The 13458-nt window shown below is 53.1% G+C and carries 10 protein-coding genes; 1 reads left to right on the forward strand and 9 read right to left on the reverse strand.

Going from position 1 to position 13458, the window contains the following annotated elements; translation table 11 throughout:
* Positions 1-150: 150 nt before the first annotated feature.
* The 9 genes from mnmG to VNZ60_RS17910 form a co-directional block, all read right to left on the reverse strand.
* A complete protein-coding gene (gene mnmG / locus VNZ60_RS17870; protein WP_325661484.1) occupies positions 151-2076 on the reverse strand; it encodes a tRNA uridine-5-carboxymethylaminomethyl(34) synthesis enzyme MnmG in 1926 nt (641 codons plus the stop codon).
* Positions 2077-2448: 372 nt separating this feature from the next.
* The gene (locus tag VNZ60_RS17875) at positions 2449-3222 is read right to left on the reverse strand and encodes a sulfite exporter TauE/SafE family protein (protein ID WP_325661486.1); all 774 of its coding nucleotides are present in this window, start codon (positions 3220-3222) and stop codon (positions 2449-2451) included.
* 274 nt (positions 3223-3496) lie between these two features.
* Positions 3497-4471 carry a branched-chain amino acid ABC transporter permease gene (locus VNZ60_RS17880; RefSeq protein WP_325661488.1) on the reverse strand — a complete coding sequence of 325 codons (975 nt, stop codon included), beginning with the start codon at positions 4469-4471 and terminating at the stop codon, positions 3497-3499.
* A 31-nt stretch (positions 4472-4502) separates the two neighbouring features.
* On the reverse strand, positions 4503-5387 hold the full coding sequence (locus VNZ60_RS17885) for a branched-chain amino acid ABC transporter permease (protein ID WP_325661490.1): 885 nt from the start codon (positions 5385-5387) through the stop codon (positions 4503-4505).
* Positions 5388-5566: 179 nt separating this feature from the next.
* On the reverse strand, positions 5567-6775 hold the full coding sequence (locus tag VNZ60_RS17890) for an ABC transporter substrate-binding protein (RefSeq protein WP_325661596.1): 1209 nt from the start codon (positions 6773-6775) through the stop codon (positions 5567-5569).
* Between the two features lie 98 nt (positions 6776-6873).
* Positions 6874-7629: an ABC transporter ATP-binding protein gene (locus VNZ60_RS17895; protein WP_325661492.1), complete on the reverse strand. Its 756-nt coding sequence runs from the start codon at positions 7627-7629 to the stop codon at positions 6874-6876.
* Positions 7629-8399 carry an ABC transporter ATP-binding protein gene (locus VNZ60_RS17900; protein WP_325661494.1) on the reverse strand — a complete coding sequence of 257 codons (771 nt, stop codon included), beginning with the start codon at positions 8397-8399 and terminating at the stop codon, positions 7629-7631. The genes VNZ60_RS17895 and VNZ60_RS17900 overlap by 1 nt, the downstream gene beginning before the upstream one ends.
* A gap of 243 nt (positions 8400-8642) precedes the next feature.
* Complete coding sequence (locus tag VNZ60_RS17905) at positions 8643-10268, reverse strand: GMC family oxidoreductase (protein WP_325661496.1); 1626 nt, start codon at positions 10266-10268, stop codon at positions 8643-8645.
* A 172-nt stretch (positions 10269-10440) separates the two neighbouring features.
* Positions 10441-11967 carry a CoA-acylating methylmalonate-semialdehyde dehydrogenase gene (locus VNZ60_RS17910; RefSeq protein ID WP_325661498.1) on the reverse strand — a complete coding sequence of 509 codons (1527 nt, stop codon included), beginning with the start codon at positions 11965-11967 and terminating at the stop codon, positions 10441-10443.
* A gap of 140 nt (positions 11968-12107) precedes the next feature.
* Here VNZ60_RS17910 and VNZ60_RS17915 point away from each other — a divergent pair, with 140 nt between their 5' ends.
* Positions 12108-12995 carry a LysR family transcriptional regulator gene (locus tag VNZ60_RS17915; protein ID WP_325661500.1) on the forward strand — a complete coding sequence of 296 codons (888 nt, stop codon included), beginning with the start codon at positions 12108-12110 and terminating at the stop codon, positions 12993-12995.
* Positions 12996-13458: the final 463 nt, after the last annotated feature.

A 13458-nucleotide genomic window follows, 5' to 3' on the forward strand; every position in this document is an offset into this window, starting at 1 on the left:
CTGCTGATCCAGCGTAATGCCTAATGTTTGTGCACCCTGCTGCAGGCTCGCTTCCAGCGACGCGGTCTGCGTTGAACTCATGCTGCCACTCCTTGATTATCCCGGCAATTACCTGGGCGGTCGTTGTTTTTCATGCAATGCAGCTTTTTATCAGGCCGCCTGGTCGTCGGCATTCAGGCGCTTCATGCCACCCTTTTTCAGGTGCACCAGCAGCAGCGACAATGCAGCCGGCGTGACGCCGGAAATGCGCGAAGCCTGGCCGAAGGTTTCCGGCCGGTGCTGGTTCAGCTTCTGGCGTACCTCGATCGACAGGGCTTGCACTTCCATGTAGTCCAGATCGGCCGGCAGCTTCAGGTTTTCATTATGCTCATGGCGCTCTACTTCCTTCGCCTGACGATCGATATATCCCGCATATTTGACCTGGATCTCGACTTGCTCCTTGACCGTGTCGTCCTGCACACCAGGACCACCCAAGTCCTGATCATCTAGCCCCTTGAGGGTCATCAATTGATCATAAGAAACATTTGGCCGGCGCAACAGATCGGCCAGGGAATATTCGCGTTCGATGGCTTTGCCAAGCAAACGCTCAGCCTCGGCTTCGGCCACGATGCGAGGATTAACCCAGGTCGAGCGCAGGCGCTCCATTTCGATCGCTACCGCTTCGCGCTTTTTCTCGAACTGCGCCCATTGGGCGTCGCCGACACAGCCTAGCTGGCGGCCGATCTCGGTCAGGCGCAAATCGGCATTGTCTTCGCGCAGGCTGAGGCGATATTCGGCACGGCTGGTAAACATGCGGTAAGGCTCTTGCACGCCTTGGGTAATCAGGTCGTCGACCAGTACGCCAAGGTAAGCTTCGTCACGGCGCGGAGTCCAGGCGTCGCGCTCCTGCGTTTGCAGGGCGGCGTTCAAGCCGGCCAGCATGCCTTGCGCAGCGGCCTCTTCGTAACCGGTGGTGCCATTTATCTGGCCGGCAAAGTACAAGCCCTGGATCAACTTGGTTTCGAGCGAAGCCTTCAAACCACGCGGGTCGAAGTAATCGTATTCGATGGCATAACCAGGGCGCAGGATGTGGGCGTTCTCCAGACCGCGCATCGAATGTACCAGGGCCAGCTGCACATCGAACGGCAAGCTTGTCGAAATACCATTGGGGTAAAACTCGTTGGTGGTCAGGCCTTCCGGCTCCAGGAATATCTGGTGCGAATCCTTACCTGCAAAGCGATGAATCTTGTCTTCGATCGATGGGCAGTAACGCGGCCCCACCCCTTCGATGACGCCGGTATACATCGGGCTGCGATCGAGCCCGGCACGGATGATGTCATGCGTTTGCAGATTGGTATGGGTAATCCAGCATGGCAGTTGCGCCGGATGCATCGCAGTATTGCCCATCACCGAAAATACCGGCACCGGATCGAGATCGCCCGGCTGCTCCTGCATCACCGAAAAATCGATGGTACGGCCGTCGATACGCGGTGGCGTGCCAGTCTTCAGGCGTCCTTGCGGCAGCTTCAGTTCTTTCAGGCGCGCCGACAGAGAGATCGCCGGTGGATCGCCGGCGCGGCCAGCGGAATAATTATTCAGGCCGACGTGGATCTTACCGTCCAGGAAGGTACCGGCCGTCAGCACCACTGCCCTGCTGCGGAACTGAATGCCAACTTGCGTCACCGCGCCAACCACCCGATCGCCCTCTACCAGCAGATCGTCCACGGCTTGCTGGAACAACCAAAGGTTTTCCTGGTTTTCCAGACGGGAGCGAATCGCTTGCTTGTACAAGATGCGGTCGGCTTGCGCGCGCGTTGCACGGACTGCCGGACCTTTTGATGAATTCAGGATACGAAACTGGATACCGGCTTCGTCGGTGGCAATTGCCATCGCGCCACCCATTGCATCGACCTCTTTTACCAGGTGGCCCTTGCCTATCCCACCAATTGAAGGATTACACGACATCTGGCCCAAGGTCTCGATATTGTGCGTCAACAATAAAGTCTTTTGGCCCATGCGGGCAGATGCCAGTGCAGCTTCGGTGCCGGCATGACCGCCGCCGACGACGATTACGTCAAAATGTGTAGGAAAAAGCATAGTGCGCCTCTTAGAGACGATGAAAAACGGTGGGCTGAGGCGTGATTATAAAGCATGCAGCTACCGCTTACACCCTTAGTGTTGTGCTTCGCAAATGATGAAACCACATAAGCACTGCTTCTTTGCGCCATGCGTCGTTGCAAATCCTCGCGATAGTCCCGCTATCACTCCGGTTTGCGCCTAGCCTGGCACAAAGAATCAGCACTTCTGCGGCTCCCCCATTCACGAAACACAACACTAGCTCACGGTATCGCGATTGTTCCACGTGAAACATTGCAAAATCGAATTTCCAAAACCTTGAAAACAACAGCGGCGATTGTTTCACGTGAAACAATCGCCGCTGTTAAGTCACTGCTGATTAAGTTTGAGTATCTATTTAAGGAAGGCGTCGTAACCAGTTTTCAAGATCAGTACGGATACCACCAGTAAAAACAGTTTTCGCACAAAACCACTGCCATGCTTGAGCGCCAAGCGGGTGCCGACCAACGAACCGGCCACATTACAGATAGCCATTATCAATCCCAGCTGCCAGATGATATGCCCGCTATATCCAAACCAAAGCAAGGCAGCCAGATTGGTCGCGACATTGATGACCTTGGATACAGCAGACGCCGCCAGGAAATCGAAGCCAAAAAATCTTACAAACAGGAAAATCAGGAAGCTACCTGTACCTGGGCCAAAAACACCGTCATAAAACCCAATGCCACCACCGATCAATATCGCGAATAGCTTCTCTTTCGAGCCGGTATGCAGAGGAGCATGGATACTGCCGAAATCCTTCTTCTTCACCGTATATATGGCGACTGCCAGCAAAATGAATGGCAGCGATTTGCGAATCGCATCGGTTGGAATGTGGGTTACGGTATATGCACCCAGGAAGGCAAACAGAAATGCCGCTCCTGCAGCGGGCAGCGCTGCACTCCATGCCAGCTTGACTCGCTTGGCAAAATTAACCGCAGCGGCGCTGGTGCCGAATATCCCTGCCAGTTTGTTAGTACCGAAGATGGTCGCTGGCGCGCTATTCGGCAACATCGCAAACAAGGCGGGAATCTGGATCAAGCCCCCTCCTCCGACTACCGCGTCAATCAAACCGGCAAGGAAACTGGCAATGGCCAAAATAGGAAAATCGGGGAATAACTCGGGCATGATATCGGGATTGAGGACAAACGAAGGTTGAAAGTAACCGGGGCTGGATATAGCCGGAAAGCATTGAAAACACGCAATTTTACGTGCCTAAGCCTGGGGCAGCATATTGAGTGGCTATGTTATTTAGTCATAGCCATCCAAGTAATTCCATTAGCTGAATAGAACGAATGCACTGCTTATTATTTAGGCAGATCAAATCAAAACCCGGCATCCAAACAAAAAGCCCGTACCAGCCAAGCTGGGTACGGGCTTTTATCCATCCGGCAGGACTACGTCAGCCAGTGCCGGAAGAGCGCTTAAGCAAAGCTGAGATCTCACCGACAATCCCGCGCCGGAACGCCAGCACGCAAACGATGAAGATAAAGCCCGTGACGATAGTTACCGATTCTCCCAAACCGTTAAACCAGTCGATATGAGTAACCGCTGCCAGCCAGTTGCCGATATCTCCCAACTTGTTTTCCAGCATGATGATGATCGCCGCACCGACAATCGGCCCGACAATGGTGCCCAAACCACCCACCAAGGTCATCAGCACCACCAGCCCGGACATGGTCCAGTGGACATCGGTCAGCGTTTCAAAACCCAGCACCAGCGTCTTGGTAGAGCCCGCCAGGCCCGACAACGCCGCCGACAGAACGAAGGCCAGCAGCTTGTAACGACTGACGTCATAGCCCAGTGAAATGGCGCGCGGCTCATTTTCCTTGATCGCTTTCAACACCTGGCCGAAAGGAGAATTCACGGTACGCACGATCAGTGCAAAGCCAGCCACCGCAATCGCCAGCACCACGTAGTACAAAGTCAGGTCGTTGCCGAGATCGATGAAGCCAAGCAAATGCCCGCGCGGTACGCCTTGCAAACCATCCTCGCCACCCGTGAAGTGCATCTGCAAGCAAACGAAATACAGCATCTGCGCCAGGGCCAAAGTGATCATGGTGAAATAAATCCCCTGCCGCCTGATTGCCAGACTGCCCATCACCAAGCCAATCAGCGCCCCTGCAGCAGTTCCCGCAATCAGCCCCAGTTCCGTTGGCAAGCCCAAGGTCTGCAAGGCATACCCAGCCACGTAACCCGCTCCGCCAAAAAACGCAGCATGTCCAAACGACAACAAACCGGTAAATCCGATCAGCAGATTGAAGGCGCAAGCAAACAGCGCGAAGCAGATGATCTTCATCAAGAACACCGGATAGATGCCGAACGGCGCCGCCAGCGCGGCGACTAACAGCAAGCCGTAACCAATTTTTTTATTCATGGTTTTATTCATAGACATATCGCTGCTCCGCTCATTTCTCTTTACCGAACAGGCCAGCTGGCCGGATCATCAGCACAATCGCCATCACGATAAACACCACCGTAGCCGACGCCTCCGGATAAAACACGCGGGTCAATCCTTCAATCACACCCAACGCCAGGCCGGTTACGATAGAACCCATGATGGAGCCCATGCCGCCGATCACCACAACCGCGAATACGACGATAATCAGGTTCGAACCCATCAGTGGCGAGACCTGGATCACCGGCGCCGCCAGCACCCCGGCAAAGGCCGCCAAAGCGACGCCGAAGCCGTAGGTCAGAGTCACCATCAGCGGCACATTGACGCCGAAGGCTTCGACCAGCTTTGGATTCTCGGTACCGGCGCGCAGATAAGCGCCCAGCTTGGTCTTTTCAATCACGAACCAGGTCGCAAAACACACCGCCAGCGACGCCAGCACCACCCAGGCCCGATAGTTCGGCAGCACCATGAAACCGAGATCGGTGGCGCCGCTCAACAGATCGGGAACGGAAAACGGCTGGCCGGAGACGCCGTAGAAAGAGCGGAAGATACCCTCCACCATCAAGGTGATGCCGAAGGTCAGCAGCAAGCCGTAGAGATGATCCAGCTTGTACAGCCAGCGCAGCATGGTCCTCTCGATGATGATGCCGAACAGGCCCACCAGCAATGGCGCCAGGATCAGCATCACCCAGTAATTCAGATTGAAATAAGTCAGCCCGATCCAGGCCAGGAAGGCACCCATCATGTACAGCGCGCCGTGGGCAAAATTGATCACGTTGAGCAGGCCGAAGATCACCGCCAGGCCGAGCGACAGCATGGCGTAAAACGAACCGTTGACCAGCCCCAGCAACAACTGGCTCATCAAGGCTTGGAAGGGAATGCCGAATATTTCCATGGCAATATCATCAAAAAATCACTCATGCGAGTGAACAACTATCAAACAGCGCAATGGCGCGCACATCCGCTACAGGATGTACACGCGCATGAGACGCCGGGCATATCTTCAGACCGCGTACTCAACGACGACTCAAGTACCGTTCGGTACGCTCAGAAATTCGGCAAATCAACGCACCGTTATTTCCACAATGCGCACTTGCTCTCGGCTTTGGTGGTGAAAGCTTGTTCGCCAGGGATGGTCTGGATCTTGTTCAGATAGTCCCAAGGATATTTCGATTCGGCCGGCGTCTTGACCTGGTACAGCGTCATGTCATGGACCACCCGGCCGTCTGCACGCAGATAACCGTTCTTGGCGTACATGTCGTTGAACTTGGCCTTGCGCAGCTGCGCCATCACCTTGTCGCCGTCATCTGTGCCGGCGGCCTTGACGGCAGTCAGGTATTGCAGCGCCGAAGAGTAATCTGCGGCTTGCAAACTGGATGGTTCTTTCTTCATTTTCTCGAAATAACGCTTCGCCCATTTGCGCGATTCGTCGTTCTGATCCCAATACCAGCTATCGGTCAGGTACATGCCTTGTGTTTGTTTCAGCGTCAGCGAATGAACATCGTTGATGAACACCAGCAGGCCGGCCAGCTTAGCGTTCTTGGTGACACCGAATTCGTTGGCAGCCTTGACCGAATTGATCAGGTCGCCACCGGCATTCGCCAGACCGATGATTTGCGCTTTGGACGATTGCGCCTGCAGCATGAAGGAAGAAAAATCGGAGGCGTTCAGCGGATGCTTGACCGCGCCCAATACGGTGCCGCCGGAAGCTTTCACCACCGCAGTCGTATCTTTTTCCAGCGAAGCGCCGAAGGCATAATCGGCAGTCAGGAAGTACCAGCTTTTGCCGCCCTGCTTGACCACCGCGGAACCGGTGCCATGCGCCAAAGCGTAGGTATCGTAAGCATAGTGCACGGTGTAAGGCGTGCATTCTTCATTGGTCAGGCGGGTGCTGCCGGCGCCGATTTCGATGAACGGCTTCTTCTTTTCAGCTGCTATCTTTGCCATCGCCAGCGCGGTGCCGGAGTTGGTGCCGCCGATCAGCACGTCCAGTCCTTGCTGGTCAAACCATTCCCGCGCCTTGCTCGATGCGATGTCAGCCTTGTTCTGATGGTCGGCCACCACCAGCTCGATTTTCTTGCCGTTGATGCTGCCGCCCATATCGGCAATCGCCATTTTGATTGCCTCAGCGCCGCCGGGGCCGTCGATATCAGAGTAGACGCTCGACATATCGGTGATGAATCCGATCTTGATGACGTCTCCGGAAATCTGCGCCGAAACCGGCGCAGCAAAACCGAAAGCGATAGTGCTGCTCACCGCCACTGCCAAAGTCTTTAACTTGATATTCATTGTCTTCTCCATTTATTAAACGACCCGTTATCTTGGAATTGCGGAACTGCCGAACTGTATTACGTATGCCCCTAGACCCGCCTGCCTCTTACCTATACGCCCAACAACGCATTCAACACCGGCATCTTCTGCTCCAGCTGCGACGACGCAAACGACTCGACAATCTGTCCGTGTTCCATCACGTAAAAACGATCTGCCAAGGGCGCAGCAAAACGGAAATTCTGTTCCACCATAACGATGGTGTAACCCTTGGCTTTCAAGGTAGTTATCATGCGCGCCAGCGTCTGCACGATCACCGGCGCCAAGCCTTCGGATATCTCATCGAGCAGCAGCAGCCGCGCGCCGGTGCGCAAGATGCGCGCAACCGCCAGCATCTGCTGTTCACCGCCGGACAAACGTGTACCCTGGCTGTTCCTGCGTTCTTTCAGGTTGGGGAACATGTCGTAGATTTCTTCGACTGACATGCCTTTTTCGGTAGTCGACAACGACGGCGGCAACAGCAGATTTTCTTCGGTCGACAAGGAAGAAAAAATACCGCGCTCTTCCGGGCAGTAACCAACGCCGTGATGCGCAATCTTGTGGGTCGGCAGAGCAATCGTCTCAACGCCGCCGATCTTGATCGACCCCTTGCGGGCGCCGGTCAAGCCCATGATGGCGCGCATGGTAGTGGTACGGCCAGCGCCGTTGCGGCCCAGCAGCGTCACCACTTCGCCCTTGTGCACGCTCAGATTGACGTTATGCAGAATATGCGATTCGCCATACCAGGCTTGCAGATTTTCGATATTCAGCGCCGCCGTGCCGCTATCGGCGGCGCCAGCACTTGTGGATGGGGATTGGACTGCAGACATCAATGCGCTCCTGCCAGTACCTCGGTAGTGGTGCCCATATAGGCTTCCATTACCAAAGGATTCTTCGAGACTTCTTCGTAGCGGCCTTCAGCCAGCATCGCACCGCGTTGCAGCACGCTGATCTTATCGCAAATGCCTGACACCACATTCATATTGTGTTCCACCATCAGAATGGTGCGGCCGGCTGACACCTTCTTGATCAGCGCCGTAACCCGATCGACATCTTCGTGTCCCATGCCCTGGGTAGGTTCATCGAGCAGCATCAGTTCCGGCTCCATGCCCAAGGTGGTGGCAATTTCCAAGGCGCGCTTGCGGCCGTAGGGCAAATCGACGGTCAGGGTATCGGCAAATTCGGTGAGATCGACTTCCGCCAGCAACTCCATCGCACGCTGGTTCAATTGCGCCAGCGACTTGCCGCTTTTCCAGAAATGGTAGGAAGTCCCCAATTTGCGCTGCAATCCTATGCGCACGTTCTCCATCACGCTCAAGTGCGGAAAGACGGCGGAAATCTGGAAGGAACGGATGATGCCCTGACGTGCAATCTGCGCCGGCGCTTCAGTGGTGATGTCACGGCCGTTGAACAGAATCTGGCCGGAAGTCGGCACCAGGAATTTAGTCAGTAGATTGAAGCAAGTCGTCTTGCCTGCCCCGTTGGGACCGATCAATGCGTGGATATGGCCACGCTCGACTTGCAGATTAACGCCATTGACGGCCGTAAACCCCCTGAACTCCTTGGTCAGGTTTTTTGTCTCCAAGATGATGTCGGTCATCTGGTCTCCTATTGATGTTGCTTTATCGGAACATCCCGGCTCATAGATGATATTGCAATCACCTTATCAGCCTTATATTTTTTTATGGATACTACTCGTTGCCGCTCCGATGGAGCAATACGTAGAAATACTATACAAAATCTTTGGGGAAACTTTGTGGAAAATTTACCATGTCCCACAAGATATATTGAACAATACTTAAGTTCACGCTTCCGATTCTGCTGATTTCTTCTTACTGTCCGCTTACTTTCTGCCTTCCTTGATGAATTTTGCAGCCATTTCCGCAATCATCAAGGTCGGCGAATTAGTATTGCCGGAGGTGATGGTCGGCATCACGGACGCGTCAACCACACGCAGCCCCGCAACACCTTTCACCCTGAGCTGGCTATCCACCACCGCCATCGGATCGTCGTCACGGCCCATCTTGCAAGTCCCTACCGGATGAAAAATCGTGGTGCCGATCTCGCCGGCGGCCTTGATCAATTCCTCCTCGGTCCGGTAGTGCAAACCAGGCTTGAATTCTGCGGGAGAATATTTTTGCAGCGCCGGTGCAGCGACGATCTTGCGGGTCAATAGCAGCGAAGCCGCCGCGACTTTGCGGTCTTCCTCGGTATCCAAATAATTCAAAGTGATTTTTGGCGCCCCCTCAGCGACGCCGGAGGCAATCCGCACATGGCCGCGCGAGCTTGGCCGCAGATTGCAGACGCTGGCGGTAAACGCTGGAAAAGCATGCAAAGGATCGCCGAATTTTTCCAGCGATAAGGGTTGCACATGGTATTCCAGATTGGCCGTGGCTTGGCTGGCGTCGGACTTGGCAAACGCCCCCAGCTGCGAAGGCGCCATCGACATCGGGCCACTTTGCCTCAGCAGATATTCCATGCCGATCCTGGCCTTGCCCAACCAGCTGTTGCTCATGGTGTTCAGGGTTTTGACGCCGCTGACCTTAAACGCCATCCTGATTTGCAAATGGTCTTGCAGATTCTCGCCGACGCCTGGCGTATCTTGCATCACCTGGATCTGATGCTGCTGCAACAGTGACGCCGGACCGATGCCGGACAATTGCAGAATCTGCGGCGAGCCGACAGCGCCGGCACTTAATAAGGTTTCTCGGCTAGCCTCGGCATTCCACTGTTTGCCGCCGCCAAAAAATTCAACGCCTTTACACACCAGGCCCTGCTCGCTGCGCTCCAGCACCAGGCGTTCTACCTGGCAACCGGTCATGATCGTCAGGTTGCCGCGACCGCTGGCCGAACGCAAGAATGCCTTGGCCGCATTCCAGCGAATGCCGCGTTTCTGGTTGACGTCAAAATAGCCGGAACCTTCATTGTCGCCACGATTAAAATCGTCAACCTTGGGGATTCCGACCTCGGCTGCAGCATCTCTGAATGCATCCAGAATTTTCCAGGACAACCGCTGCTTTTCAACCCGCCATTCACCGCCGGCGCCGTGAAATTCATTGGCGCCGTTATAGTGATCCTCGCTTTTTTTGAACAGCGGCAGCACCTGTTCCCAGCGCCATGCCGGATCGCCGGTCAATTGTGCCCACTGATCATAATCACGGGCCTGGCCGCGCATGTAAATCATGCCGTTGATCGATGAACTTCCGCCCAGCACCTTGCCGCGCGGATAAATCAAACTGCGCCCATTCAAACCGACGTCAGGCTCGGTCCGATACATCCAGTCGGTGCGAGGATTGTTGATGCAATACAGATAGCCGACAGGGATGTGGATCCAGATGTAATCGTCTTTTGCACCCGCTTCAATCAGTAATACTTTCACCGAACTATCCTGTGTCAGACGATTCGCCAACACGCAGCCGGCGGTTCCTGCGCCGATGATGATGTAGTCGTATTTACCTGCTGATTCCATGCGTCTCTTTCTGTTTTATTGGTCTTGTGAAGATCTGTTTTACAAGTTGGCTTACGAATATATTTTCGAGATATCGTTCTGTGCTGCTCAACAACACAAGCATCACAGAACGAGATCTCTATAGAACTTAAATATTATTTATACTATTTTTATAAATAATTATTTACACCATTTATTTCGCGACCGGCATGGTGAACTCCGCACCTTTTGAAATCGTCTGCGACCACCGTTGCATGATCGATTTATAACGCGTATAAAACCGCAATCCCTCTTCTCCATAAGCATGCGTATCGCCAAACAAAGAGCGCTTCCAGCCGCCAAAAGAATGCCATGCCATCGGTACCGGAATCGGCACATTGATACCAACCATGCCGACCTCGACCCGGCGTGAAAACTCGCGCGCCGTATTGCCGTCGGAGGTAAACAGCGATACGCCATTACCGAATTCATGGCCATTGATCAGATTTACGGCAGCAGCAAAATCGGGTACCCGGACGATGCAGAGAACCGGTCCGAATATCTCTTCCTTATAAATTTTCATCTCTGGCGTAACCTGATCAAACAGCGACCCGCCAAGGAAAAATCCTTGCTCAAGACCGGCAACTTTCAAGCCACGGCCATCGACCAGCAACCTGGCTCCGGCAGCAACTCCGCCTTCGATATAAGTTTCAATCTTATCCTTGTGCGCAGCACTGACGACCGGCCCCATTTCGGCATCGGCCTCCATGCCGTTTTTAATCTTCAGCGCCTTCACGCGCGGAATCAAAACTGCTATCAATTTGTCGGCAACATTACCAACCGCGACGGCCACCGATATCGCCATGCAGCGCTCTCCGGCTGAACCGTAAGCCGCGCCCATCAAGGCATCGACCGCCTGCTCAAGATCCGCATCCGGCATCACCACCAGATGATTTTTCGCACCGCCCAGCGCTTGCACCCTGAGTGGGTAAGCCCCTTTGCGCTTGGCGCCTTCCTGGTAAATATATTCTGCGATGGGGGTCGATCCGACGAACGAAACCGCTTTCACATCCGGATGCTGCAATAGTGTATCGACCGCCAGCTTATCGCCCTGCACCACATTAAATACGCCGTCCGGCAAACCTGCTTTGTGCAATAAATCCGCCATCATCAATGACGGCGAGGGATCGCGTTCAGAAGGCTTGAGGATAAAAGTATTGCCGGTCGCGATCGCCATCGGCGCCATCCACAACGGCACCATCACCGGAAAATTGAAAGGTGTGATGCCGGCGGTAACACCCAGCGGCTGACGCAGATTCCAGTTATCGATGCCGCCACCGATATTGTCGGTAAATTGCGTCTTCAACAGATGTGGAATGCCGCAAGCAAACTCGACGATTTCCAGGCCGCGTGTCACTTCTCCCTTGGCGTCCGAAAAGACCTTGCCATGCTCACGCGTAATTGCCACTGCCAGCGCATCGTGATGCTGCTCCATCAATTCCTTGAACCTGAACATTACCCGCGCCCGCTTCAGCGGCGCAGTGTCTGCCCATGCCGGCGCTGCTGCCGACGCCGCCGCGACAGCGGCGTTAACTTCATCAACACTCGCCAAGACAACCCTGGCAGAAACCGCACCGGTCGCCGGATTGAACACATCTTGCAGCCGGCCGCTGCTGGATTCGACCACTTTGCCGTTGATGTAATGTTGAATGAGCGGAGTTGAGCTTGATGCCGTAGTCATAAGGATTCCTTTTGTTGAAACCGAGTTGGGTTAGCGTTTTGCCAGAATATCGCTAGCTTTACCAACAATCCAATGAGTTATGATCAATATCAATATAAGCAATCCTAATAATCAAATCATTCTGGTTAAAAATTAAGCACATGGATATTACCCAACTTCGCGCCTTCGTCACGGTCGCCAGAGAAGGAAATCTGACCCGCGCCGCAGAATTACTGCATGTCACGCAACCGGCTGTCAGCCTGCAAATCAAATCCTTGCAGAGCAGTTTGAATCTGCAATTATTCACACGCATCCCCAGCGGAATGGCGTTGACCGACGATGGCGTCAAATTGCTGCCATTTGCTGAACGTACAATCGCCGCCGTCGCAGACTTACGCCAGCAAGCAGAAAGCCTGCATTCAAAAAGCGCAGAAATCGTGAGTGGAAAACTCGCAATCGGCACCATTCTCGATCCTGAATTCATTCGGCTAGGCGCCTTTCTCCAGCGTCTGGTAGAAAGTTATCCCCAACTTTCTACACAGTTGCAGCACAGCATGTCTGGTAATGTACTGCGGCAGATCAAATCAGGGCATCTCGATGTCGGTTACTACCTCGGTACGCCAGACAAAAATTTCCATCGGCTCACACTGACACAATTTACTTACTGTGTGCTTGCGCCGTCAGGCTGGAAAAGTCGGGTTTCTGGAAAGGACTGGCCAGCTTTGGCAAAACTGCCATGGATCTGGACCCCTCCCGAATCCGCCCACCATCGTTTACTCAGCAAAACTTTTGCTCAATACAAAGTTACGCCAAACAAAGTTGCTTTGGTTGATCAAGAACCATCGATGCTGGATCTGGTGAAATCCGGAGTCGGCCTGTCTTTGGTGCGTGAGTCAATTGCACTACGTGAAGCGCATGCTCACGGTTTGGTAATTTCCGATACGGTCAATTTATCCACCGAACTTTCGTTTATCACCCTGGATAAACGTAAAGACGAACCAGTTATCGCTGCAATTTTTGCAATATTGAAAACAATTTGGAGTAATTAGTGCTTTAAAAGCATTTTTTAGGGAGAAATCCCCGCTTTTTTGGAAAACTGGCTTCTTCAGCTTTGTATTTAAAGATTTATATATATAAATAGTAGTAGTAGTTAACCACCTGTTTTTCTGTGGATAACTCTAAATTTGACTATTCATTCAAGCACTTATAACTTGGATAAATGCTGAGTAAACCTTGTATCTGAAAAGAACATTTCTTGGATAAAAATTGAGGTGTGGTTTTTCAACTTATTTATTCACAATGGATTCCACTAGTTATCCACGGACTTATCCACAACCCCTTTTCCGCATTTCCTTCTTTTCTACTTTTTACGTAGATGTCTTTTTTCAACTTCCCTAAAAAGAGCTTTAAAAAAAACGCGATTTTTTTTGAAAAATTGTTTTTTTACTTCTTTTTCTTAATTATTTTTTCAAAGCAACTTCAAAAGAAAAAGCTTTTCGGTTTTGTATTTAA

The sequence above is a fragment of the Collimonas sp. genome, assembly GCF_035566375.1.
Taxonomy (GTDB): Bacteria; Pseudomonadota; Gammaproteobacteria; order Burkholderiales; family Burkholderiaceae_D; genus Collimonas.